The organism is Micromonospora aridisoli, assembly GCF_056150025.1.
Genome location: NZ_JAXCFK010000015.1, coordinates 19,649 through 41,791, shown reverse-complemented (window position 1 = coordinate 41,791; position 22,143 = coordinate 19,649). Strand labels below are relative to the sequence as shown.

The 22,143-nt window shown below is 71.4% G+C and carries 24 protein-coding genes, 1 tRNA gene and 3 pseudogenes; 10 read left to right on the top strand and 18 right to left on the bottom strand.

Annotated elements, in window-relative coordinates; all coding sequences use genetic code 11:
- Positions 1–96: 96 nt before the first annotated feature.
- A complete protein-coding gene (locus tag SM447_RS25770) occupies positions 97–846 on the top strand; it encodes a lysophospholipid acyltransferase family protein (RefSeq protein ID WP_474575454.1) in 750 nt (249 codons plus the stop codon).
- A gap of 18 nt (positions 847–864) precedes the next feature.
- Here SM447_RS25770 and SM447_RS25765 read toward each other — a convergent pair whose 3' ends face one another.
- The 5 genes from SM447_RS25765 to SM447_RS25745 all read right to left on the bottom strand — a co-directional run bounded on the left by SM447_RS25765 (position 865) and on the right by SM447_RS25745 (position 5,377).
- Positions 865–1,566: a hypothetical protein gene (locus SM447_RS25765; protein WP_474575453.1), complete on the bottom strand. Its 702-nt coding sequence runs from the start codon at positions 1,564–1,566 to the stop codon at positions 865–867.
- 73 nt (positions 1,567–1,639) lie between these two features.
- Entirely contained in the window at positions 1,640–2,353 is a 714-nt protein-coding gene (locus tag SM447_RS25760) for a response regulator transcription factor (RefSeq protein ID WP_474575452.1), read from the bottom strand.
- On the bottom strand, positions 2,326–3,525 hold the full coding sequence (locus SM447_RS25755) for a hypothetical protein (RefSeq protein ID WP_474575451.1): 1,200 nt from the start codon (positions 3,523–3,525) through the stop codon (positions 2,326–2,328). The genes SM447_RS25760 and SM447_RS25755 overlap by 28 nt, the downstream gene beginning before the upstream one ends.
- Positions 3,515–4,693, bottom strand: a complete 1,179-nt coding sequence (locus SM447_RS25750) for a sensor histidine kinase (protein ID WP_474575450.1) — start codon at positions 4,691–4,693, stop codon at positions 3,515–3,517. Before SM447_RS25750 ends, SM447_RS25755 begins: the two co-directional genes overlap by 11 nt.
- Before the next feature lie 138 nt (positions 4,694–4,831).
- The gene (locus SM447_RS25745) at positions 4,832–5,377 is read right to left on the bottom strand and encodes a GNAT family N-acetyltransferase (RefSeq protein ID WP_474575449.1); all 546 of its coding nucleotides are present in this window, start codon (positions 5,375–5,377) and stop codon (positions 4,832–4,834) included.
- 124 nt (positions 5,378–5,501) lie between these two features.
- Here SM447_RS25745 and SM447_RS25740 point away from each other — a divergent pair, with 124 nt between their 5' ends.
- A complete protein-coding gene (locus SM447_RS25740) occupies positions 5,502–7,085 on the top strand; it encodes a PQQ-dependent sugar dehydrogenase (RefSeq protein WP_474575448.1) in 1,584 nt (527 codons plus the stop codon).
- A 110-nt stretch (positions 7,086–7,195) separates the two neighbouring features.
- Here the strand turns inward: SM447_RS25740 and SM447_RS25735 are convergent, their stop codons facing one another.
- On the bottom strand, positions 7,196–7,633 hold the full coding sequence (locus SM447_RS25735) for a hypothetical protein (protein ID WP_474575447.1): 438 nt from the start codon (positions 7,631–7,633) through the stop codon (positions 7,196–7,198).
- Positions 7,634–7,869: 236 nt separating this feature from the next.
- Between SM447_RS25735 and SM447_RS25730 the strand changes: the two genes are divergently transcribed.
- The gene (locus SM447_RS25730; RefSeq protein ID WP_474575446.1) at positions 7,870–8,307 is read left to right on the top strand and encodes an STAS domain-containing protein; all 438 of its coding nucleotides are present in this window, start codon (positions 7,870–7,872) and stop codon (positions 8,305–8,307) included.
- Positions 8,308–8,354: 47 nt separating this feature from the next.
- Here the strand turns inward: SM447_RS25730 and SM447_RS25725 are convergent, their stop codons facing one another.
- On the bottom strand, positions 8,355–10,169 hold the full coding sequence (locus SM447_RS25725) for a glycoside hydrolase family 15 protein (RefSeq protein WP_474575445.1): 1,815 nt from the start codon (positions 10,167–10,169) through the stop codon (positions 8,355–8,357).
- A 37-nt stretch (positions 10,170–10,206) separates the two neighbouring features.
- On the bottom strand, positions 10,207–10,683 hold the full coding sequence (locus SM447_RS25720) for a hypothetical protein (protein WP_474575444.1): 477 nt from the start codon (positions 10,681–10,683) through the stop codon (positions 10,207–10,209).
- Between the two features lie 266 nt (positions 10,684–10,949).
- Here SM447_RS25720 and SM447_RS25715 point away from each other — a divergent pair, with 266 nt between their 5' ends.
- Positions 10,950–11,666, top strand: coding sequence for a YsnF/AvaK domain-containing protein (locus tag SM447_RS25715; protein ID WP_474575443.1), 717 nt, complete (start codon positions 10,950–10,952; stop codon positions 11,664–11,666).
- Between the two features lie 212 nt (positions 11,667–11,878).
- Here the strand turns inward: SM447_RS25715 and SM447_RS25710 are convergent.
- The 4 genes from SM447_RS25710 to SM447_RS25695 all read right to left on the bottom strand — a co-directional run bounded on the left by SM447_RS25710 (position 11,879) and on the right by SM447_RS25695 (position 13,902).
- Positions 11,879–11,951: transfer RNA gene (locus tag SM447_RS25710), tRNA-Arg, on the bottom strand.
- 152 nt (positions 11,952–12,103) lie between these two features.
- Positions 12,104–13,147, bottom strand: coding sequence for an alpha/beta hydrolase (locus SM447_RS25705; RefSeq protein ID WP_474575442.1), 1,044 nt, complete (start codon positions 13,145–13,147; stop codon positions 12,104–12,106).
- Positions 13,148–13,225: 78 nt separating this feature from the next.
- Entirely contained in the window at positions 13,226–13,432 is a 207-nt protein-coding gene (locus SM447_RS25700) for a hypothetical protein (protein WP_474575441.1), read from the bottom strand.
- 50 nt (positions 13,433–13,482) lie between these two features.
- Positions 13,483–13,902, bottom strand: a complete 420-nt coding sequence (locus SM447_RS25695) for an HPF/RaiA family ribosome-associated protein (RefSeq protein ID WP_474575440.1) — start codon at positions 13,900–13,902, stop codon at positions 13,483–13,485.
- Positions 13,903–14,248: 346 nt separating this feature from the next.
- On the opposite strand from SM447_RS25695, the pseudogene SM447_RS25690 reads away from it, so the two are divergent.
- The 4 genes and pseudogenes from SM447_RS25690 to SM447_RS25675 form a co-directional block, all read left to right on the top strand.
- Positions 14,249–14,413, top strand: a pseudogene (locus tag SM447_RS25690) (single-stranded DNA-binding protein); the annotation flags it as partial.
- A 21-nt stretch (positions 14,414–14,434) separates the two neighbouring features.
- Complete coding sequence (locus tag SM447_RS25685; protein ID WP_474575439.1) at positions 14,435–15,988, top strand: recombinase family protein; 1,554 nt, start codon at positions 14,435–14,437, stop codon at positions 15,986–15,988.
- A 182-nt stretch (positions 15,989–16,170) separates the two neighbouring features.
- A pseudogene (thyX, locus tag SM447_RS25680) lies at positions 16,171–16,266 on the top strand (FAD-dependent thymidylate synthase); the annotation flags it as partial.
- A 166-nt stretch (positions 16,267–16,432) separates the two neighbouring features.
- Positions 16,433–16,573, top strand: a complete 141-nt coding sequence (locus SM447_RS25675; RefSeq protein WP_474575438.1) for a hypothetical protein — start codon at positions 16,433–16,435, stop codon at positions 16,571–16,573.
- 273 nt (positions 16,574–16,846) lie between these two features.
- On the opposite strand, the gene SM447_RS25670 is transcribed toward SM447_RS25675, so the two are convergent.
- The 4 genes from SM447_RS25670 to SM447_RS25655 all read right to left on the bottom strand — a co-directional run bounded on the left by SM447_RS25670 (position 16,847) and on the right by SM447_RS25655 (position 19,560).
- On the bottom strand, positions 16,847–17,173 hold the full coding sequence (locus SM447_RS25670; protein ID WP_474575437.1) for a hypothetical protein: 327 nt from the start codon (positions 17,171–17,173) through the stop codon (positions 16,847–16,849).
- Positions 17,173–17,550: a hypothetical protein gene (locus SM447_RS25665; RefSeq protein WP_474575436.1), complete on the bottom strand. Its 378-nt coding sequence runs from the start codon at positions 17,548–17,550 to the stop codon at positions 17,173–17,175. Before SM447_RS25665 ends, SM447_RS25670 begins: the two co-directional genes overlap by 1 nt.
- 478 nt (positions 17,551–18,028) lie before the next feature.
- On the bottom strand, positions 18,029–19,210 hold the full coding sequence (locus SM447_RS25660; RefSeq protein ID WP_474575435.1) for a hypothetical protein: 1,182 nt from the start codon (positions 19,208–19,210) through the stop codon (positions 18,029–18,031).
- A 68-nt stretch (positions 19,211–19,278) separates the two neighbouring features.
- Positions 19,279–19,560 carry a hypothetical protein gene (locus SM447_RS25655; RefSeq protein ID WP_474575434.1) on the bottom strand — a complete coding sequence of 94 codons (282 nt, stop codon included), beginning with the start codon at positions 19,558–19,560 and terminating at the stop codon, positions 19,279–19,281.
- A 56-nt stretch (positions 19,561–19,616) separates the two neighbouring features.
- Here SM447_RS25655 and SM447_RS25650 point away from each other — a divergent pair.
- Positions 19,617–19,682, top strand: a pseudogene (locus SM447_RS25650) (hypothetical protein); the annotation flags it as partial.
- 101 nt (positions 19,683–19,783) lie between these two features.
- Here the strand turns inward: SM447_RS25650 and SM447_RS25645 are convergent.
- Together SM447_RS25645 and SM447_RS25640 are read right to left on the bottom strand one after the other, a co-directional pair.
- Positions 19,784–20,779: a hypothetical protein gene (locus SM447_RS25645; protein ID WP_474575433.1), complete on the bottom strand. Its 996-nt coding sequence runs from the start codon at positions 20,777–20,779 to the stop codon at positions 19,784–19,786.
- 623 nt (positions 20,780–21,402) lie between these two features.
- Positions 21,403–21,603, bottom strand: coding sequence for a hypothetical protein (locus SM447_RS25640; RefSeq protein WP_474575432.1), 201 nt, complete (start codon positions 21,601–21,603; stop codon positions 21,403–21,405).
- 297 nt (positions 21,604–21,900) lie between these two features.
- Here SM447_RS25640 and SM447_RS25635 point away from each other — a divergent pair, with 297 nt between their 5' ends.
- Entirely contained in the window at positions 21,901–22,080 is a 180-nt protein-coding gene (locus SM447_RS25635) for a helix-turn-helix transcriptional regulator (RefSeq protein WP_474575431.1), read from the top strand.
- Positions 22,081–22,143 lie beyond the last annotated feature (63 nt).

Genomic DNA, 22,143 nt, shown 5'->3' with positions numbered 1-22,143 from the left:
CGACCGGGCGACCGGGCGACCCGGCCGCGTCCCTGCTCGGCACGCCACCCACCCGTCGCTACCGGTGCGTAACCTACTCGGGGTAAAGTTACGGGTATGCCGGAACTCGTGTACCCGCCCGTCATCGCCGCCGCCAAGACGATGTTCCGGGTCCTCGATCTGAAGCTCACCGTCGAGGGCGACCATCACGTTCCGCGCACCGGCGGGGCGGTGCTGGCCAGCAACCACGTCAGCTATCTGGACTTCATCTTCTGCGGTCTGGGCGCCCTGGAGTCCCGGCGACTCGTCCGGTTCATGGCGAAGGACTCGGTGTTCCGGCACCGGATCTCAGGCCCGCTGATGCGCGGCATGCGGCACATCCCGGTGGACCGGCGCGCGGGCGCGGACTCGTACGCCGCCGCGGTGGCGGCGCTGCGCTCCGGTGAGGTGGTCGGCGTGTTCCCCGAGGCGACGATCAGCCGCTCCTTCACGGTCAAGGACCTCAAGAGCGGGGCCACCCGGATGGCCCGCGAGGCGCAGGTGCCGGTACTGCCGGTCGCGCTCTGGGGCACCCAGCGGCTGTGGACGAAGGGACGCCCGCGCACGCTCACCCGCCGGCACACCCCGATCACCATCCTGGTCGGCGAGCCGATTGATCCGACCGCGTACGCGGACCCGAACGCGATGACCCAGGACCTCCGTACCCGGCTGTCCGCGCTGGTCGACCGGGCCCAGCGGGAGTACCCGGACCGGCCCGGCACGCCGGACGATCGGTGGTGGCTGCCGGCGCATCTCGGTGGCAGCGCACCGACGCCGCAGGAGGCCGCCGCGCTGGACGCCGACGACCGGCGTACCGCGACCCCCTGACCGTTCGACGTCGGCGGCCTACCGCTGCCCCGAGGCCGCGTCGTACGGCTGCGGGTCGGCGTGCCTGGGCCGGTAGTAGTCGTCGCGGGAGCGGAACTCCACCGGCAGGGCACCGGGCAGCAGCACCCGTCCCACCCCGCTGCGCGGTGCGGTCCGGCTCAGCCGGGCCAGCGCGTCCCGCTCCGGCGGGGAGAGGTCCACCAGCTCCGGTCGGACCAGCCGGAACGTGGCGACCGCGTGGCGAAGCTGCCGGGCGAGTTCGTTGATCCGGTCGTCCGGGCCGATCAGGGCGAGCGCCGGTTGCCGGATCGTACGCAGCGCGTCACAGACCACCAGCAACGCCGCCGGGTTGCCGGCGGTGCCGGGCAGCAGCTCCAACCGCGACGGCCACTGCCAGCGGATCTGCCCACTGACCAGCCCGGGCGCGCGGGCCGTGCCGGTGCGCCCGGCCCCGACGAGGGCGAGCTGGGTGCCCCGGCCCACGTACGCCAACCGGCGGTCGGTGACGGTGAGGGCGACCGGGGCGGGCAGCGCCCAGGCGCGGTATGCGTCGCTCGGGCCGAGCAGATACCCCGCCACGTCCACCCGGTGGTGGTCGAGCACCTGCTCACCACGTTCCGTCACCAGTTCGTGCCGCCGGTCCAGCACCGGGCCCGCACCGTCGTCGACCGCGTCGAACCGATGCGGTGCGATGAAGAACGGGGACGCGTCATCGTGCATCGTCGGGACCTCCGGTGCGGACGGCATCTACGCACGAGCCTCGCTCAGCCGTCCACTGCTGTCATGACGCCCGTTAGGGGGTCGGCCGATCGGTCGACGCCCGCGACCGGTAGATACCGATTTCCTCCGGTCGGACGAGTCCGTCCTCGATCGCCCGGGCGAGCAGAGCCGCCTTCGTGGCGGCCGGTCGACCCGCCCGCGTGTACTTGATCCGCGCCCGGTCGACGTACTGCTTGACGGTGTGCTCGCTGATCCGCATCCGCCGGGCCACCGACGCCTTCGACATCGACTGGAACCACAGCAGCAGCGCCTCACGCTCCTTGTCGGAGAGCGCCGGCCGGTCCGGTCGCGGATCACCGACCATCGCCCCGGCCAGCGCGGGCGCGACGTACGGCCGGTCGCTCGCCGCGTCCAGCACGGTCGCCACACAGTGCTCCCGTCCCTCGTGCTTGGCGAGGAACGCCACCGCCCCGGCGTCCAGCGCGGCGAGCATCGTCGCGGGGTCGGAGTGTTCGGAGTAGACCACCACCCGTCGCCCGGCGGCACTCAGCTCGGCCAGCTTGTCCAGCACCAGGCGGCCGTGCAACCGCAGGTCGAGCAGGAGGACATCGGCCTCCGGCGCCGCCCGCAACACCTCGTCCGGATCGTCCCCGGTGGCCAGCACGGTCAACCTCGGCTCGGTGGCGAGCCAGGCGCGCACCCCGTCGATGACCACCGGATGGTCGTCCACGATCGCCACACCGACGGGCCGCCCCGGCCTCACCGGTGCCAGCGCGTCTGCGTCCATCTGATCTTCCCGTCCCGTTCGTAGAGGTGCTCCACCTGTCCGTCACCGTCCTCGGCCGAATGCCCGGCGGTGTCCGGGCCCTCCCGGTCAGGTGTGACGAGGCTGACCACCACCTCGTCGGGGCCGGAGACGACGGTCAGCCGGGCCCATTCCTGCGCGTCCGCGAGGGAGGCGGTGAGCGGATCCGCCAGACTCCGGCGGATCCGCACCGACAACGGTGGCGGTGTACCAATTGTGACCAGGTCGATCGGCAGGCCGTTGCGTTCGGCCAGATCGGCGGCGGCCCGCAGTTCGTGCAGCAGCGGGTGGGGCACGTCATCGGATTCGGCGATCAGCCGACGCAACCGGGCGGCAGCCCGTACGCAGCGACGCTGCACCTCCGGTTCGGCCGGGTCGGCACGCCCCCGCGCCAGTTCGGTGAGCACCTCGCTGGCGGCGCGACTGACCAGATCCAGCCGCTCGCCCCGCTCGCTGCGGGCCCGTTCGGCGGCTTCCCGCTCGGCGACCACGGCGTTCGCGGCCGCTGCCGTGGCGGCGCGTTGCCGGGACAGTGTGGCGAGCACCGCCGCACCGGCGAAGACCGCCACCGGCAGCGACGACGTGCCGTACAGGGCCATGGTGGCGCGGGCCAGGTCGGCCGCGCCGGTCGCGCCGTACAGCACGACGGCGGTCAGCGCGATGCCGGCGTGGGCGGCCAGCAGCACCAGCAGCCATCGCACCGGCCGCCCCCAGAGCACCACCAGGAAGAACCAGGCGAGGGTGCCCCACACCCAGTTCGCGGGGCTGAACAGCAGCGGCCGCCCCGCCGCGGCGAAGACCGCCACGTCGACCACCAGGAGGAGAACGGCCAGCGGCGCTGCCGGCAGTGCTGCGTCGCGCAGCAGCCGGACCCCGGCGACCACGCCGACCGCCGCCACCAGCAACCAGCCGCCGAACACCACCTGGGGCCCGGCCAGCGTCGACCGGGCGGCTAGTACCGCGGGTAGGCCGATGGCCAGGTGCCAGACCAGCGCGATGGTCACCGCGACGACCCGGGCCCCCCGGTCGGAGGTGCGGGCGACCGCGGCGGCGGCCGGACCGCCGACCTCGTCGATCGCCCGGCTGACCTGTGGGGGCGCCGAGCCTGACCGGGCGCGCCGGGGGAGGAGGGCCGCGCCCGGTTCAGCCCGCATCCGACCACTCCAACCGGATCCGGGTGCCCGCACCGGGGGCGGAGTCGACATCGGCCCGACCGCCGACGGCCGCCATCCGGCCGTGTACCGACTCGCGCAGACCGTACCGGTGCGCCGGCACCGTGGCCGGGTCGAAACCGGGACCGTCGTCGACGACCTCGACCGTGACGGTGCCGGCGAACCGACGCAGTCGCAACTCCGCCCGCGCGCCGGGCGCGTGGTTCGCCACATTGGCCAGTGCGGCGTACGCGCTCTCCGCGAGGGCCTCCGCGACGGGCGTCGGCGCGGTGCATGGTGGCAGGTCGGCGGTGACCGGCAGGCCGGGCAGTCGGGCACGCACCGCCCGCAACCGTTCGTCGAGCCGGGCCGTCGCGTCGGGCGGCGCCGATCGGGCCTCGGCCAGGGCGGCGAGGGTACGCAGATCGCTGGCACACCGCTCGCGCAGCGCCGTGGACGGCCCACCCACCGCGCCCTGCCCGACCATGGTGAGCGTCGCCAGCACGGTGTCGTGCAGGTCACGGTTCTGCCGCCGTTCCGCCTCCCGAGCGATTCGGGCGACCATGGCGTCACGGGCGGCTCGCTGAGCGGCCACGAAGGCGGTGTCGGCCCGGACGATGCGTCGGCGCATCACCGAGGTCATCATCGCCGTGCAGGCGGTCTGGGCCAGCAGGGTGGCCGCGTGCGCCCGCGCCTCGGTCGGGTCACCGGCCGTGTGGGCACCCGTCGCGTACGCCGCGACCACCAGCAGACCTGCTGGGATCGACCAGCGGGCCGGGGCGGTCGCCTGAGTGTTGATCACAGTGGTGCTGGCCAGCACGGCGATCCAACTCGCCTCGCCGGGCAGCACCTCCGGCGCGACCAGGACCGGAATCGCCAGGCACGCCGTGCTGGTCAGCGCCACGTCGACAGCGACGAGTGGCGCGCCGATGCCAGTACGCCAGGCGCGCAGCGCGTACCAGACCGACCAGATGGTCAGCACCGCCACGGCCGGAACCAGCAGCTCCGGACGCACCGGCGGGGTGCGCACGGCGAGTGCCACCACGAGGCAGAACATGCCGCAGGAGAGCCGCAGCAGCGCCGGTAGCCGGGTGAAGATGAAGGCGAGCGCGCCCGAGGCCGGACGGTCCACCATGGTAGGTGGCGTGGTCGGGTGGGGCAGGGCCGGCATCGGGAAGGCGTCCTTTGCGACAAATGACCCGATCCGGGTCCGCGCTGCGGAGATCGACGCCGGAGAATAACACGCGGCAGAGGTCCCGATGACCGTGGGTTACGTCGTGATCCACTCGGAGTTCCCTCTCGGTAGCGCTCAGTGGCCGCCCTCCTCGCGCAGCCCCACGCAGTCCTGCCGCCAGAAGGTGGCCGAGTAGACCAACGTGCCGATCATCCAGGGCTCGTACCCGGCGAGTCTGGCCACCTGAAAGGCGGGTGGGGGAATGCGCAGCGAGGGCCGGCGGAAGCCGAGATCCTCGGCGGCGACGAAATCGAAGCGGGCGTAGTACCCGGGGTCGCCCTCCAGGAAGACCGCCGGCACGCCGCGTTCGTCCAGCAACCGCAGACCGTGCCGGACCAGGGCGCCGCCCACGCCACACCGTTGCCGGTCCGGCCTGACCGCGAGCGGGCTGAGCACCTGCACCGGTACGAGTCGACGCGGAGCGTCGAGCAGGCTACGGGTGAACATCACGTGCCCGACGATCTCGCCGGCCTCCTCCGCGACGAGGCTGAGGGCCTCGGTGTCGTCGTCGCGTAACGCCCGCACCAGTGCCGCCACCACCTCCCCGTGGTCACCGAAGGCCGCCCGGTGCAGCTCGTGCACGGTGTCGTGGTCGGCTGTCAGCTCATCGCGTACCTGCATGGCGGTGACCGTACGGTCGGCGGCGCGACCCGGACCACCGATATCCGGTGGCGCGGCCGACGTGTCGAAACGGGGTTCGACGAAGCGTGTTATATTGACCAATATCAATACTTTAGGGGGTGGCATGAAGATCCGACTCGCGGTCGGGGCCGTACTCACCGCCGGCCTGGTCGCCGGCAGCGTCGGCGCCGCCGGTCTGGCCGGCGCGGTCCCGAACGCCGAACGTCCGCCCGGTGCCACCGGCGACGCGCCACCCGCGCTGCTCGCCGTCGGCGACTTCGACTTCTCCCGGCCCGAGACGGTCGCCACCGGTCTCCAGGTGCCGTGGGGGATGGACTTCCTGCCCGACGGCAGCGCCCTGGTCGCCCAGCGACCCACCGGGCAGGTGGTGCGGGTCCGGCCCGGCCAGTCACCCGAGTCCGTGGTCACCATCTCCGGCGTGACCGCGACCAGCGAGGGCGGCCTGCTGGGTCTGGCCGTCTCACCGACCTACGCTCAGGACGGCTGGGTCTACGTCTACTTCACCACCGCGACCGACAACCGGATCGCCCGGTTCCGACTCACCGCACCGCAGACCCAGCAGCCGATCCTCACCGGGCTGAGCCGGGCGGCGATCCACAACGGAGGCCGGATCGCCTTCGGGCCGGACGGAATGCTCTACGTCGGAGTCGGCGACGCCGGACAGACCGCCACCGCACAGGACCCGCAGAGCCGTAACGGCAAGATCCTGCGCATTCGTCCGGACGGCACGGTGCCGCCGGACAACCCGATCGCCGGGTCACCGGTCTACAGCCTCGGCCACCGCCACGTGCAGGGGCTGGCCTGGGACGCCCAGGGCCGACTATATGCGACCGAGTTCGGTCAGAACACCTGGGACGAGATCAACCTGATCGTCCCCGGCGGCAACTACGGCTGGCCCACGGTGGAGGGGCGGGCCAACGACCCGCGCTTCCGGGATCCGCTGATCACCTGGACGCCGGCGGAGGCATCGCCGAGCGGTGCGACCATCGCCGGCAACCGACTCTTCGTGGCCAGCCTCCGCGGCGCCCGGCTGTGGAACGTGCCGCTGAACGGTTCCGGGGGTGTCGGCACGCCCACTGCCGAGTTGGTCGGTGCCTACGGGCGGCTGCGCACGGTCGAGTACGGCCCGGACGGCTGGCTCTGGGTCACCACCAGCAACCGCGACGGCCGAGGCACCCCGGCCGCCAGCGACGACCGCATCCTGCGCTTCCCGCCCCGCGACGGCACCACTCCGCCGCCCACCACGCCCCCGCCCACCACGCCCCCGCCCACCACGCCCCCGCCCACCACGCCCCCGCCCACCACGCCCCCGCCGACCACTCCGCCGCCCACCACACCGCCTCCGACGACGCCGCCCCCCACCACCGGGCCGGCCGCCTGCACCGTGAGCTGGACGCCCAATCAGTGGAACAACGGCTTCACCGCGGAGGTACGCGTCACCAACCGGGGGGCCGCGCTGACCAGCTGGACCCTGACCTGGTCGTTCAGCGGCAACCAGCAGGTCACCAACGCGTGGAACGCGCAGGTGACTCAGTCCGGAAGAAACGTGACCGCGCGCAACGTCGCCTGGAACGGCAACCTACCGACCAACGGCACGGCGAGCTTCGGCTTCCAGGCCACCTACACCGGCACCAACGACCGCCCGACCAACTTCCAGCTCAACGGCACCTCCTGCCAGACGGGCTGACCCGCTGGTCGAGCCCGCCCAGACACCCGGGCCGAATCATCTTGGACAGTTCCCGTTCTCGCTGACGGGAACTGTCCAAGATTGGCGGTGGCGCGCCCGCTGGCGGCGGATCAGACCGTGAAGGAGACCGGCATGCTGACGGCAGCGCCGTCGACACCGGTCACGGTGAGGGTGACGTGGTCACCGGGTAGCGGCGCGGAGGCCCGGAAGTGCCACTCGCAGAGCAGCTCGCGCCCGGTCCCGCCGGAGCTGACCGACTCGCAGCGGTACTCCGTGCCCCACTCGTCGGTCAGCCGCACGTCGAGCGCGTCATGCAGCGCTTCGCCCGGGGACGTCGGGAGCGCGTCCCGGCCGCGTTCCGGCGTCCACCGCTCCATCGCCTCGCGGTAGCTGGCGAGCGCCGCCCGCGTCCGGTCGTCCGGGTCACCGACCAGCCTGACGGTGACCTGCTCCGGACCCCACAGCTCCACCGTCAGCAGGTGGACCCCGCTACCGTCGACCGTGGCGATCCGCGCGCCTGACGAGAAGACCCGGGGGAAGGCGTCCACGCGTTGGACGGTACCGCGCCGCCGGGCGGACGGCCCGGGTTCGCGAACGGCGGAGTCGGTACCCACACGTGGGTGGCGGTCGACGGCGGGCGTGGATACTGTGGAGTTGGCACCCGTGTGTCACGTCGAGGTCGGCAACGCCGTACGCAAGCTCTGTCCTCCCCGGCGCCGGATGTTGGTGGCTACCTCGTCCGGCCCTCGATGCGCCTGTCGCTAGGCGAGGACAGAGTCTTCTCATGGATGCTGCTGCTGACCGTGGCGTGCTCCGCATCTTGTACCAGGACCACAGACCCGCGACTCGATGCGCCACCCTGGCCGGTGAGGCCGACCTGGCCACCGCCAACCAACTTGAGCAGGAGCTTAGGCGCCTGCTTGCTCCCTCCCGGGTCACCCACCTGGCCCTTGACCTGACCGAGCTGCGGCACCTCGACTGCGCCGCGCTCGCCGCTCTGCTGACCGTCCGTCAACACGCTGTCGCGAACCACAAGCAGCTGATGATCACGAGGGCCTCGGGCGTGGCCGCCCGGGTGCTCGCGCTCGTGGCCGTCGGTGACCTCTTCGACTACCCACCGCTGTCCCGATGGATGTCACCACCTCAGCGGTTCGCGCCGGCATTCGCGCCTCCGTCGGGCGAGAGCGGGCGGACGGGAGGGCACCGAGAGGCGAGATGCTGAGGGCGCGTCCGGTCCGCCTCCGGTCGTGGCGGCGGGTCGTCGCGGGATCAGGGGCGGGAGGCGTCCCGGATCGCGAGCGCGGCTTGAACGAGCGCGGCGTGGGTCAGCGTCTGGGGGTAGTTGCCGAGGTGGGCGCCGGTCGCGGGATCCAGCTCTTCGGCGTAGAGCCCGAGTGGGGTGGCGTGGTCGCGCATGGTCTGGAACAGCTCGACCGCCTCGTTGCGGCGGCCGGTGCGGGCGAGTGCCTGGACAAGCCAGAAGGAGCAGGGCAGGAACGCGCCTTCGATGCCGGGGAAGCCGTCGTTCCCGGGCGGGTAGCGGTAGAGCAGCGCACCACCCGCCGACAGCCGGTCCCGGATGGCGTCGATGGTGCCACGCACCCGGGATGAGTCGACACGGTCCAAGTCGAGCAGCGGCAGGACGAGCAGGGCGGCATCGAGTTCGGCGGAACCGTAGCTGCGGACGTAGCTGCCCACCGTGGTGTCGAAGCCGTGTGTGTGGACCTCGGTGGCGATGGCGTCCCGGGCCTGCCGCCATCGCCGACGTCGGCGGTCTGACAGCGGATGGGTGTCGGCGATGCGCAGGGCCCGGTCCAGGGCGAGCCAGCCCATGAGCTTGGAGTGCACGTGTTGGGCGGGCTCGCGGACCTCCCAGATGCCGGCGTCGGGGTTCTGCCAGCACCGGGCGACCACGTCGGCGAAGCCACGTACCGCCCGCCATGTCTCGCTGGAGAGGCGGTGCCCCGCCTGTACGAACGCCCACGCGGCGTCGATCACCCAACCGTAGCCATCGAGCTGGTGTTGGCCGGCGGCGCTGTTACCGACCCGCACCGGAACGCTGTCGGCATAGCCGGGCCAACCGGGCAGGTCCCGTTCCTCCGGTACGTGGCGGCCGTGCAGCGTGAACAGTGCCGGCAACCGGGGCCGTTGCAGCCGGCTGGCGTGCAACAGCCACGCGAGGAAACCGTGCGCCTCGTCGGGCTTGCCGACGTTGAGGAAGGCGCTGACGCCGATGCTGGCGTCGCGGGGCCAGACGTAGCGGTAGTCCCAGTTGCGTATCCCGCCGGGATCCTCGGGCAGGGACGTGGTCGGTGCGGCCACCGGAGCCCGCGAGGGTGAGTAGGTCAACAGCCGTAGGGTCAGCAGGCTCCGTACGACCTCCTCCCGGAAGGGCAGGGCCTCGTCGATCTCCCCGCTCCATGCTTGCCATCGGGTCTCGTCCTCGACGAGCAGGTCCCAGGCCGTCGCCGGCTCGACGTGGATCAACGGTTCGCGGTGGGCCACCGCCAGCGCGAGGCTGACCGGACAGCCAGGGCTGACCGTGATCGGAACGGGTCGACCTGGTTCGATGGAGATGCTTGGCGTGATGCCCAGAGCCACTGCGACCGACCCCCACTCACACACCACGCCCTGACGCCGGTGGTGAACCCGGGGCCGACGGTGCCGTACCCCGAGGCGGGGATCGAACTCGACGATGGCGTCGACTGTTGCCGCCTCGGCCGACAGGCGTCGCACGATCAGCGTCGCGGGCAGCAGGCGACCGCTGAGCTCGGCAACCATCCCCTCGGTGAGGGTGAGGCGGCCCTGGCCCACCGCCCACGTCGTCTCCAGCGTGGCGGTGTGCCGTCGGTAACGCCGTTCGACCACCCTCGCCGGCCCGGCGGGGCCGACCCGGAAGGTTCCCGAATGCCGGCCACCCACGAGTCGGCCGAACAGCGGTTCGCCGTCGAAGCGGGGCACGCAGAGCCAGTCGAGTCCGCCGTCTCCGGCGACCAGGGCAGCGGTACGTGTGTCACCCAGGAGCCCGTAGTCGCTGATCGGCCTCGGTGGCTGCGGGTGGGTTCCGTCCGATTCGCCGGTCATGGCGACCGTCGGTCCCTGCCGAACCGGGCGACGTAGGTCAGCCGACTCGGAGAAGTAGCCCCAGGACGGTTCCGTAGACGACATGGACAACCACAGCGACCGCCGGCGTCTGCACACCGTAGTTGAGTGCGAACAGGCCGGGTGGCTCCAGTACGGCGGTGCTGGCTGGGCCTGCCCGCTGTGAGGCCATCCGCGGATGGACACCCGGCAACAGCGGCAGGATCACCGTCAGCGCGATCCCGACGTGGAGCAACCCGAACACCCCACCGATCCACCAGGTCGCCCGGCCCAGCAGAGCGAACGCCGCCGCGTAGCCGAGAGCGAAGCCCTGACCGGCGAAGAGGTGGATGAAGAAGCCGACGACCCGGGCCCGGTCGGGATCCTCCGTGACGACGGTCCCGAGCACCAGAGGGAGATCGAGGCGAGTGAGGCCGGCCAGTTGAGCCGTGATCAACGCCGCAGTGAGCGCGGCCGTGGCCACCAACCCGAACAACGCCCATCCGGCCCAGTCCATCTCACAAGTGATCGACGTCGCGGGGTGCCGGACAGCGCAGACCAGAAGCCGGCACCGGGCGCACCGAGGTCTTCTCGGCCATCGGTCCACCTCCGCCTGAACAACGCCCCCGGAAACAAAGCACTCCTGCCGCCGTCCGGATGTCAATCCTAGATCGTCGAAAGGGACGATCATGGACTTTCGGGACGTCCAGCGGCGGGGGCCGGGACGACGAATGGCCGAGGGCGACGGCGGGTAGGCGGTGGTTACAGGGAGAGGAGAGGATCATGGAACTGACCGAACAGCAGGTGATGTCGCTGTATGGCCAGAACGTCCAGGATCGGACGGGTTCCAAGATCGGCAGCGTTGGTCAGGTATGGGCCGACGCGGCGGGCTATCCGACCTGGGTGAGTGTGCAGACCAAGGATCGTCGGGAGGCGATGGCCCCGCTCGGTAGCGCGCGGATGGCGGACGGGCAGCTGAAGGTGGCCTACGACAAGGCCACGGTCACCAGTGCCCCGACCGTCGACCCGGGCACCGACGTTCCGTTGGACGCCGAACAGACCGCGCAGTTGTACCGGCACTACCAGCTGGAGCAGCAGCAGGCGCCGCAGCGCGTTTCGCAGGGCCGTGAGGATCTGATCCGGTCCGAGGAGCGGCTGCGGGTCGGCACCGAGAGCCAGCCGGTCGGCAAGGCGGTGCTGCGCAAGTACGTGGTCACCGAGGACGTTCACACGAGCGTGCCCGTCGAGCACGACGAGGTGTTCATCGAGCGCGAACCGATCACCGCCGAGAACGCGGGCGACGTTCGTGCCGACATCGGGGAGGCGCAGCAGGAGATGCCGCTGCGCGCCGAGCGTCCGGTGGTGGCCAAGGAGCGGGTGCCGGTCGAGCGGGTCCACCTGGCCAAGCAAGAGGTGGTCGAGGACCAGCCCATCGACGAACGGGTCCGCCACGAGGAGATCGAGTCCAACATCCCCGAGGCCAGCCGACGTCGCCGGTGAGGGATGGTCGAGGGAGGCACCGGACAACGGTGACCTTCAACGCGGGCCGGGCGGGTTCACGAGAACCCGCCCGGCCCCGCACTGTGTTGACCTATTCAACATGTCCTGATTGCCCGGGGAGTCGCACGTCTGCGCCTTGTCGGTGGGCCTCCGTCGCGGGCAACCGCTCGGGCTGCCGGGCGTGCCAAGTCGCTGAGCTGGGGGAGTGAGGGCGCGCCCGGCAGGATTCGAACCTGCGGCCTTGGGATTAGAAGTCCCCTGCTCTATCCGCTGAGCTACGGGCGCAACGTGGTATCGCGCGAGAAGGGTACCGCCGCCCGGGCCCGGCACGGCGGAACGGGTGGTCAGGTCGGCATCCCGGTCGAGCTCCGCTGGCGGTGGCACGGATCGCGGCGGCGGGAGCAGTTGCCGGACGGCGCGTAGACAGACGGTGAGGTTCAGGCGTCCGCGGGGGAGCGGGTCTGCGCCGCCGTTCCGGGTTCCGCCTCCGCCGAAGGCCGCTGCTGCGGCGGGACCGGCCGAGAGTCGGTCGGTCCGGCGCCGAGGAAGGCCTCGGCCCAGCGGCCGACCTCGGCGAAGACCTTCTGGCGTACGGCAGGGCCGGAGAGCGTCAGGTCGTGCATGCCGCCGTCGAAGCGGGAAACCGTGACGTGCTGGCCGAGGCGGGGGGCCCAACGGACCATGTGTTCGACGTCGAGGACCGCGTCGGCCAGGCTCGCCGCATCCTGCCACTTCGTGCCCCGGAACGACCGGGTCGAGCAGGCGAGCAGCACCGGTACCGGGATGTCGAGTCCGGCGCGCAGCCGCCGCTGGCCGGTCCGGACGGCGTCCAGCCAACCGGCCCGGACCGGGAAGCCGGCCAGCGGCTTCCAGGCCAGGTCGTACGTCCACTCGCCGCGGTGGTCGGCGTGGATGCTCTCGCCGTACACGGTGCCCAGCCCGAACGGGAGGATGCGGTGCGGCGCCCTGCGGCCCAGGCGCGCGGCGGCGGCCGCGAGGGGGCGACGCACGAACCAGGGAGCGTTGAGGTCGAAGAAGGGGCTGTTGAGGAAGAGACCGTCGACCAGCCCGGCGTCGCGTCGGGCGTGCGCCCACAGCGAGACGATCAGACCACCGGTGGAGTGGCCCATGGCCAGCAGGGTGTCGTGCCCGTCCTCGTCGCGGACTATCCGGGCGGCGGCGTCCAGTTCCGGGAAGTAGTCGCCGAGGTCACGGCAGAAGTTCGGGGTCTGGTGCGGCAGCAGGCTGCGGCCGTACTTGCGCAGGTCGAGGGCGTAGAAGTCCCAGCCACGCTCGGCGAAGAAGTCGGCCACGTGGGTCTGGAAGAAGTAGTCGACGAAGCCGTGCACGTAGAGCACGGCGCGCCCGGTGGGGCGCTCGGCCCGGCGGCGGACCAGGGTGGCCACCACGGGACCCTCGTCGTCTGCGCCCAGGTCGATGGTGTGCCGCTCGTAGGGCGGGCCCAGCACGTCCGGTTCCACCCTGCCGACGGTACGCCGGCAAGCTACCGGACGGTAGCCCCTGCCCGCCCGCACCTGGCGGGCAGGAGCCACCGGTGGTCAGTCGCCCACGGCCTCCCGGCCGGACGGCTCCTGCGAGGTCGAGGCCCGTCCACGGTCGGGGCCGTACGGCGACACCTGGTCGACCGGCACCGAGCGGTGCTCGCGCCGGGCCGAGGACGAACCGCCCTCGACGGGGCCGTCGCTGTCCTGGACCAGCCGGGTCTCGCCGCTGCGGCGCATCTCGGGTTGCTGCACGTTGGGCATGTCGTTCACCTCCACGGTGGGCGTCGGCCGGGTAGCCCGGCCGGCGCGCGTCACCTTTCGTCGGTCGTCGTCCCGGCACCGGCCAACTCGTCGATCGGCGCGGCCGGGCCAGGGGGTTCGTTGGTCCGCAGGTGCTTGTTGTTGCGTGGCTCCTGTCGGGTCTTCGCGTCGTTCAGCTGACGACGCAGGTCGTCGCGGACGTCGTTGAGCGCGGCGTGCAGGTCCTCCTCGGTCGAGGTGGCGACGACCCGCTGCCGGCCGGCGATCCAGCATTCCAGGGTGACCTTCTGGCCCTTGACCTCCCGGTCCTTCACCGACAGCTCCATGTCGGTGGCGTCGGCGTGAAAGCCGGCCAGACGGGCGTCGAGCGTGGCGAACTGCTCGACGATCCGGTCACGCTCGCGGTCGGAGAAGCCCGCACCGAGCCGGAGGCACTTGGCCACGGTGGCCGGGTCCCGCACGGCGCTCATCGCCGCACCTGCCGCGCGAGGCGGGTGGAACGGGTGATGGTCATCTTCATGATCGCTGACCTTTCGTTCGACGTCGTGCTCACGGGTGCGGTTGCAGGGATCCCTACCCAGGTCTGCTCCGTCCGGAACGTGACCATTTCCGCTGCCTCTTGATCATCGCCGTCGGGCGCCCGCCGGATCAGGGCCGATCGGCCTACCACATCGGGACCTTGATCAGGCGTTTGTCCACAGCCGTGCCCGCCGTCCACAGGTGCCGCCTTCGGGGCTGTCCGCGTGGGCTGTCGGACCCCAGGCTCAGGTGCGGGTCGACTCGCCAAGCCACGCCCCAACCCTGACAGGAGGGACGATGTTCGATACCTACGTGACCGTTGTGGGGAACGTGCTCACCGCGCCGGAGTGGCGCCGCACCACACAGAGCAACACCCTGGTGGCCAACTTCAAGGTCGCCTCGACCGCCCGTCGCCTCGACCGCGACAGCGGACGCTGGGTCGACGGCAACAGCCTGCGCGTGCCGTAACCTAGCATGTCCCACATGACGAACGCCACCCTTCGCGACCCGCTCGGCCGCGTCCGCGCGATCATCTACGTCCGCCTGTCATCCCACCGCGGAGACCTCGACCCGTCGACCTCGCCAGCCCGCCAGGAGGAAGTCTGCCGGGCGTACTGCTTGGCGAAGGGTTGGGACGTCCACCCGCACGTCGTGCGCGACCTCGACGTCAGCGGCTCGGACAAGGGCCTCCGGCTCGACCGGCCCGGTCTGAAGGAGATCCGCGAACGGTGGCCTGAGGTTGACGTGGTGATCTTCGCGAAGCTCGACCGGCTCGCGCGCAACGTCGTCGACTTCCGGGCCTTCGCGGATGAGGCCGCGGAGAACGGGGCTGCGCTGGTCTCGGTGGCGGAATCGCTCGACCTGACGACGGTCTCGGGCCGCTTCGTGGCGACCATCCTCGCAGCGTTCGCCGAGATGGAGGCGGCGACCATCGCGCAGCGGACGGCGGACGGCATCGAAGGAGCGCGTCGGCTCGGCCGTTGGGCGGGTGGCGCCGCGCCGTACGGGTACCAGGTGGTTCCGGCGATCGACGGACCCGGGTACATCCTGGCGCCGGAGCCCGAGACGGCCGCGGTCGTCCGCGAGGCAGCCGACCGGGTCCTAGCTGGCGAGTCGCTGTACCGAATCGCTCATGACTTCAACGCGCGGAACGTGCCGACCCGCTCGGCGCGTCTGATCGCCGAGGGAAGAACCAAGCGAACGAAACCCGCCCCGTGGTCAACCCAGGTCATCGCGCAGATGCTCGTCAACCCGGCGACCGTCGGCCGGTCGGTCTACCGCGGCGAGGTGATTCGCGATGACGACGGGATGCCGCGCCAGTTGTGGAAGCCGATTCTTCCGCTGGACGTGTGGCACCAGCTACGCGCAGCCCTCGCGGTAAACGGCGAAGGCGTCGAGGGGCGAGGTCGGCGGGTGCGCGCCGCCCGACTGCTCTCCGGCATCGCGTTCTGTGCAGGGTGCGGGAGGAAGCTCTATGCGTCGTCGCGGAAGCACGCGAGCGGGGCGACCGTGCCGACTTACACCTGTGCGGCCCGGCGCAACGGGCAGGGTTGTCAGGGTGTCGCGATCACGGCCGAGCTGACCGAGCAGCACGTAGAACACGAGTTTCTACGGATGGTCGGTCACTGGCCGGTCGTCGAGGTGGTGACGGTGGCGGTCGATGACGGGCGCCGGGCTGACATTGAAGGAGCGTTGTCCGACCTGGCGCGGCAGATGACCGTGCGCGGGGCCGACGTCGCGGCGCTCGCCGCGCGGGTCGCCGAGCTGCACGCGGCGCGCGAGGCGCTGCCGGCCGTCGCTGCAACCGAGGTGCGGCGGGTTGAGACCGGGCAGACGTTCGCCGAGGCATGGGCCGAGCGGGACGTAGACGGGCGCCGGGCGCTGCTGGTCTCTGCGGGCGCGGTCGTGACCATCCGGCGGGCGTCGATGCCGGGGCGGAAGGTTTTCGAGACCGAGCGGGTCGCGCTCGCCCTGGGCGAGTTCGTCGACCCTGAGGCGCAGCGACTCGCCGAGATCGCCGCGGAGGAGGGGTCATAGCGCACGTTGTGCTGAAAGTCCCCGAACCGGGAGTAAATCCCGGCGGGGACTTTTCTCTGTCTGAAGGTTACCGGCCGAAGGAGCTGCGGCGATCCGGTGTGGACCATCACCCATCGACGGCTGCCGGGCGGGCTGTGGTGGGAAGAATCCGTTGGCTGCCTTAGAGTCATGGCATGCCGGAGATGGTGCAGCCCCAGGTCAGGTTGATCGCGTGGACCCAGTTCGACCCGCCGGAGGACGTGCCGTGGTCGACCGACGCCGACGGGGGCCAGCCGCTCCGGTGAAACGCCGACGGCACCCGCGCCAACGGGTGCCGTCGTCAAGATCCATCCGCGGTAACGGATGGCGAGTGGAACTAAGACCTAACCGTTAGGACAGCTCCTGATGCCCACTGTACGACGTGATGAGACCAGCGGAAACCCGTCCCCTAATCCTGATGGCGACGTGTCGCTACGGGCGGTCGTCTTGCTGCTGGCAGCGAGCTTGATCGGCTTCGCGGTCTACCAGTACCCGCACGCGGCGACGCCGATACTGGTCGCCCTGGCCGTGCTGACGGCCTTGGGTTGGCTCGTCAAGCGCGAGTAGGGACGTGTAAACCACGAAGGCCCTCGCACCCGGGCGCGGTCCGGATGCGAGGGCCTTCGCTGTGCTGCCTGGCGGTGAGCTGGCACGCTATCGGCGAAGAACCATCAGTGCTCACGTCGCTACCTTCGGATATGCTGCCCTCAGCGAAGGGAGTAAGACGTCGATGCGATCTGTCTTCGATCGTTGAGGTAGCGGCGTGGATCGGGCTGGCCCTGCTGGGCGGGGTAGCCGGCAACGCCGCTTATGACGCACTCAAGTTCCTGGCGACCTCCGTCAAGCGTCGACGCTCGTCGCCTCGGCTTCCGGATCGCGGCCCATGAGTCGCATTCGGATCTCTTTCCGGCGCAACCTCGCGCCCGCAGTTGCGTCGTACGCCGAGGAGAAGGCCAACCAGGCAGCACGGGCTCCGCCTCGCCGCAGCCCGTGAGCGCGGGCGTAGCGCACGGCGGCGAGCCATACCGTCTCGACCGTCCAGCCGTCGGCGGGCCGGTCGACGTACTCGCTCGGGGTGAACTCCGGTAGGTCGACGCGGGCCAGGGCCACGGGGACGCTGTAGACGTTGCTGCCCTGGGCGCGGCGGGCGGCGGTTCGGCGGGACATCAGCGACGCCCCCGCCAGCGGTGTCCGACCAGCGTGGCGCCAGCGGCCGAGGCGGACCCGGCGCGGTGGTCGAAGCCGGCGGACTTCAGGGCTTGCACGGCCGAGGCGCGGGCCATGCGGGCGTCAGAGATCAGCGGGTTAGCGATCGGCTGACCGCGGTAGCCGTCGATGATCCATCGGTCGCCGATCTCGGCTTCGGCGCGGTCGGCCAGAGTGACCAGCCGGCACGCTTGCACGAGCGAGGCGAACTGCGACGCCGTGAGGCGGTCGCCCTGCTCGGTCGTGATGTCCTCGAAAAGATCGAGGGCGTCGGCGCTGAGACCGGCTGGGGGCTCGATGGCGTCGGCCTCGGCTGGTGGGGTGTCACGGTCGGGCACGTAGGGGTCCTTTCGGTGCGCAGGGCAGCACTACGTATCGAGGGGCGGGCGGTAAGTCGCTCCGGTCTGGGGGAGGGCCGGAGGGGGGTCACCCCCCGGGGTCACGCTGCGTCAGGTTGCTCGCGGACCTCGCGGCGAAGCTTGGTCGCGAGGCGGCGCGACCACGACGAGCGACTAGCGGCGGCCGGGCCGGAGTGGTACACGACGACATCGGGCAAGCAGCGGAAGCACGCGGCGAGCACGCGGCCATCGACGCGACGCACGCCGGACGAGGCGGCGCGGCACGGGCGGTCCGGGGCGCCGACCTGGCAGCGGTAGCCAGCCAGCCGGCGGACGGCGCGGGCACGGCTCATTCGGCGACGGGTAGCCCGTGAAGGGGCGGGGCTGTGAGACAAGGGGGTGCCTTTCTCGCAGGGGCGGGGGCTGCGCGAAGCGGCCCCCAGGGGTTGTGAGTCCCCGGGGGCCGCTCAGCGGTGCGTCAGTCGGTCTGTTCGAACCTGAACGGTCTTCCGCCGGTCAGGCGGTTCCGCAGGCGCTGACGGCGCTCAGGCGTGGCGGCGTCCCAGAGCTTCCGCCAGACCGCCCGGCACTCGGTAGCCGGGCCGGGCAGGCTCAGCATGTCCGGCGCCGGGACCGCGATCGGGTCACACTGGCGCATTACACCGATGGCCTCGTGAAGCTTGTTAACCAGCGCCATCGGGCTTTCGTGCCTGCCCTCCATCGCCGCGTAGTGGACGGTGCGCGAGCAGTCGGCGAGATCGCTCATGATCCGCATCCGTTGGTGCTCGGACACTCGAACGCCCCGGCGTTCGAGTTCGGCCGCAATCGCCAGGGAACGGAAGTGCGCCGACTGGCTGAGAGTGGACTCGGCACGCTGCGCGGCCTCGTAGGCGGCCTGTGCGGCGGCGGTCGCAGCGTCCAGCGCCGGACCGAACCGGGCGGCTACCTCAGCGGCCCAACCCTCCGCGTACTTCGCGGTGAGCTTGTTGACCTTGGCGGCGGCGGCGTTCGCCTTCCGGCGACGGTCGTCAACCACGCCGGACAGGATCTCGACCTCGACCGATTCGTCAGACTCGCTGATCTCGGCGGGGATCGCCGGGCGCTTGGTCCCGCGGGCGGCGGCCTTACGCGCCTCGTTGATCGCGGCGCGACGGCGGGCACGCGACGCCTGGGCGTCGTCCTGGTATGCCTCGACCTTGTCCACGGCGGCGGACCACTCCGCGCGCAGCTTGTGATACTCGGCCAGAGCGTCGGCGAGATCGGCGGGCACCTCGACGCCGTCCAGCGGCGCGAAGGGCTCGGCAGGGTAGATCAGGTCACCCGCCATGTGCCCAGCGCCCGTGTGTACCGGCGGGCCGGCGACCTCGGCGGCGACCTTCGCCGGATCGAACGCCCCGGGCGAACCGTCAACCGGAGCACGGCCCGGGGTGGGCGCGGGCGAGACGGTCGACGGGTCGGCAGCCGGCTTCGGCAGACCCGGAAGCGGCGCGGGGGCCGGCGGCGGCGTCACGCCGAAGGCGGTAGCGACCTTCTCGGCGCTCGCGGCGAGTTCGTCGGCGGTCGTGCCGGTGACGTAGCCGGCGAGGTGGGCGGGAAGCTTCGCGGCCTCGATCGCGTGGGCCTTCGCCGTTGCGAGGTCGTCGGGCAGGGGTTCAGACATGCGGTCTCTCCGTGGTGTGCGGTACCCGCCGGGCTATCCGTCGGGTGGTGAAGGTCAGGGGCGAGGGACTACGGCCGGCGGACCGCTGGGCGCGCGAGCGGCTTCAGCTCGATCAGCCAGCGCCAGCCGGTCCCGCCGTTGGGCACGCGCCGGACGTCAACGCCCCACGTCGAGGCCAGAACGGGCGCAGCGCTGCGCACGGCGTCGTCAACCTCGGTCGGGCCGTAGGCGCTGCCGGTCCGGGCGGTCAGCTCGCGGGCGGTACGGGTGCGGGTCAGGTGGATGCGGCCCGTACGGGTCGCGGCGACAACCTCGGCCAGCGCGCGGGCGACGGCTTCGGGGGTGGCCATGTGGTCTCCGTTCGTCGTGGGCAGGGGTTCTCCGTTGACGGGCTGAGGGATCGACCCAGCCCGGCCCGCTCACGCCGACGGAGAAGCAGCGCGAGCGGGCCGAGCTGAGGAGCGCAGCCTGAAGGCGCGCGGCCCGCGACCGTGCCCGGTGGTCGCGGGTGCAAGCGAGAGGCCCCGGGATGCCGGGGGCGGCGGGCCGGGGCCTCTCGGGTCGAGGGTGGGGCTAGGCGGCGCGGCGTGCCCGGCGCTCGGCGAGCGAGACGACGTTGCCGGCGAGGCTCGGCGCCGGGCCGGTGACGGCGGCTTCGCGTTCCTCGCGCAGCTCGGCGAACGCGCGCATGACGTCGTCGCGGAACTCATCGGCGAGCTTGTCCACGATCAAGAGGGCGAGGTCTCGACGCTCTTCGCGGGTCATGGTCGTGCCCTCCCTGATCATGTAATGCCGGCCACTGGCGCGGCGGACAGGTGGACCGAGCGCCGACGGGTGCGCCGCAACGCGATGGAACTGCGTACGCGACACCTGGGCAGGCTCGGCGACCTCGCTGCGGTACTGCTCGTGAACCTCTGCCGTCTTGTACGCCGCGGGCTCGGCCTGGTCACGCCAGTCGAGGACCCAACAGGCAGCCGTGGTCAGCCCGTCGCGGGAGGGTCCGCGGCGTGCCCGGTCGTACTCGCGGCGGCGCTCGGGTGTCCACGCGGACCCGCGCTCGGGCTCGCCGTCGCGGTACAGCGTCACGCCGATGTCGGCCATAGCGGGCAGCTCGGCGACGATCGCGCGGGCGACGGCGCGGACCCACGGGGAGCGTGTCCCGTGCTCGGCAAGCCGGCGGGCGTGCCGGATGGCGTCCCTGAGGCCGCTCGACGCCGCCGGTCCCGGCTCGGGCAACCGGCAGAGCACGCGGGCGACCAGACCGGCGAAGTCCTCGGCGGTCCGGTGGTCGGCTGCCGTTGGATCGTCCGCGCGGAGCTTCGCCACGGTGCGCCGCTCGCCGCTCGCGTCCTCCCACTCGACTTCATAGGAGCGCTGAACGAACTCGCGGGCGAACAGAGGCGCGAGCGCGCGGCCGAGGTCGCCGGGGCGGGGTGGCGCCACGGTGGTGTCGAGCAGACGGCTATGGGCTGGCTCTGCCAGTCGAGGGCGATCGCCGTAGAAGCGGTGGGCGAGGGCCGCCAGGTGGGCGGCCGGGGTTGGTGGTGGACCTTCGTCCGAGTCGGACACGTCATCTCCTTCGGTTGGGCGCCGTGGCGGCGCGCGAATGGCCAACGTCAGGGATTGGTGGTGGGCCGCGTGGGTCGTCGTCCATGTCTGTCTAATGCGCCAGCAGGCCCGAAGGTGTTCACGCGAGGCGGGCCGGCGACGGCCTTTCGGGCAGTGACAGATGTTGCAACAGGGCTAGGTTTCTTCACCCCTATATTTCTCTCTCTAGTTGTTGTTGTTGCTCTAGAGAGAGAAATAGGAAGTGTAGGAACCTACGTCACTTGCAACACTTGTCACTCACCCCAGGCAAGCCTTCCCGGCGTCGCCCCGCGCCACCCCCGGCGCAAAGACCCGCCCCGGGCGCGGCAACGGGGGAAAGCCGCAGCGACCGGGGCAGGTGGATTACTTCGAGGGGCGGACAGGGACCCAGTCGGTAAACCGCTGATGCAGACCCGCCGGGCGCTCGCCAGAGTCCAGCTCGGCGAGCTGTTCGGCGGCCTCCTCGCGAAGCGTCACGAGGTAGACCATCAGGGCCGGTTTGTTGTCTTTGTACTCGGCGAGTAGCCGCACCTTCGCCGGGCCGCACGGCCACGGAGCGCCGCAGTTGTGGCAGCGCCAGGTAGGGCGGGACGGCGTGTGCCCGCTCACCGGGACGCCTTCGCGACGACCGAGCGCGGCCGGGGGCGAGACGCGTACGGAACCGGCCGCACGTTCACCGGGCGCAGGCCCGCAGGCATCACGAACAACTGCCGTTTGTCCGTCGCGTCGCCGTGCCGGTCGAGCTGGTAGCAGTCGATCCACGTCCAGCCGTACGGCGGGTGCCGGTCGTACAGCTCGCGGAACACGCGCACGGTGATGGGCCTGAAGAATTGCGGGGACGCTGCCCGGGTCAAGAGGTACACGCCGGGAGAAACCCGAGGCGTGCCGTCCTCCCGCTTCACCGGACACGAGGGCGGTTGAGCCGGTCGGACCAGCGGGACGCGGGCACGACGTTCGCGGGCTGACGGCGGGGGCCAAGGGCCGAGGGTTTGCAATCACGATGCGTGGGCATACGGCCACGTTGACGCACAGTTGACAAGTAGTCAACCCCTCCGGTGGCAACCTGCCTACCCGTGTCGCCGGAGGGTCCGCCCGTGCGAGTCATGGCGCTATCAGAGGTCGCCGACTACCTCGGCGTATCGCGCCAGCGTGCCGCGATCTTGGTCGATCGCCCCGACTTCCCCGCGCCCATCGACACCCTGACCGTTGGTCGGATCTGGGATGCGGCAGACATGCGCGCCTACGCGGAGCAGCGCGGCCGGCGGCTCGCCGACGAGGAGTAGCAGTAGCCGGCGCGTAAGGCAACCGGCATGCACATTCACAGGCCGCGGGTGGCCGCGGATGGA

Coding starts and splice junctions, on each gene's coding strand:
- SM447_RS25740 (WP_474575448.1), top strand. CDS start 5,502: ATGAAGATCCGACTCGCGGTCGGGGCCGTACTCACCGCCGGCCTGGTC.
- SM447_RS25695 (WP_474575440.1), bottom strand. CDS start 13,902: ATGAGCGCCGTGCGGGACCCGGCCACCGTGGCCAAGTGCCTCCGGCTC.
- SM447_RS25730 (WP_474575446.1), top strand. CDS start 7,870: ATGGATGCTGCTGCTGACCGTGGCGTGCTCCGCATCTTGTACCAGGAC.
- SM447_RS25655 (WP_474575434.1), bottom strand. CDS start 19,560: ATGGCCACCCCCGAAGCCGTCGCCCGCGCGCTGGCCGAGGTTGTCGCC.
- SM447_RS25755 (WP_474575451.1), bottom strand. CDS start 3,525: ATGCGGGCTGAACCGGGCGCGGCCCTCCTCCCCCGGCGCGCCCGGTCA.
- SM447_RS25660 (WP_474575435.1), bottom strand. CDS start 19,210: ATGTCTGAACCCCTGCCCGACGACCTCGCAACGGCGAAGGCCCACGCG.
- SM447_RS25720 (WP_474575444.1), bottom strand. CDS start 10,683: ATGGACTGGGCCGGATGGGCGTTGTTCGGGTTGGTGGCCACGGCCGCG.
- SM447_RS25635 (WP_474575431.1), top strand. CDS start 21,901: ATGGCGCTATCAGAGGTCGCCGACTACCTCGGCGTATCGCGCCAGCGT.
- SM447_RS25750 (WP_474575450.1), bottom strand. CDS start 4,693: ATGCCGGCCCTGCCCCACCCGACCACGCCACCTACCATGGTGGACCGT.
- SM447_RS25725 (WP_474575445.1), bottom strand. CDS start 10,169: ATGACCGGCGAATCGGACGGAACCCACCCGCAGCCACCGAGGCCGATC.
- SM447_RS25770 (WP_474575454.1), top strand. CDS start 97: ATGCCGGAACTCGTGTACCCGCCCGTCATCGCCGCCGCCAAGACGATG.
- SM447_RS25685 (WP_474575439.1), top strand. CDS start 14,435: ATGACGAACGCCACCCTTCGCGACCCGCTCGGCCGCGTCCGCGCGATC.
- SM447_RS25760 (WP_474575452.1), bottom strand. CDS start 2,353: ATGGACGCAGACGCGCTGGCACCGGTGAGGCCGGGGCGGCCCGTCGGT.
- SM447_RS25715 (WP_474575443.1), top strand. CDS start 10,950: ATGGAACTGACCGAACAGCAGGTGATGTCGCTGTATGGCCAGAACGTC.
- SM447_RS25765 (WP_474575453.1), bottom strand. CDS start 1,566: ATGCACGATGACGCGTCCCCGTTCTTCATCGCACCGCATCGGTTCGAC.
- SM447_RS25700 (WP_474575441.1), bottom strand. CDS start 13,432: ATGCCCAACGTGCAGCAACCCGAGATGCGCCGCAGCGGCGAGACCCGG.
- SM447_RS25745 (WP_474575449.1), bottom strand. CDS start 5,377: ATGCAGGTACGCGATGAGCTGACAGCCGACCACGACACCGTGCACGAG.
- SM447_RS25670 (WP_474575437.1), bottom strand. CDS start 17,173: ATGTCCCGCCGAACCGCCGCCCGCCGCGCCCAGGGCAGCAACGTCTAC.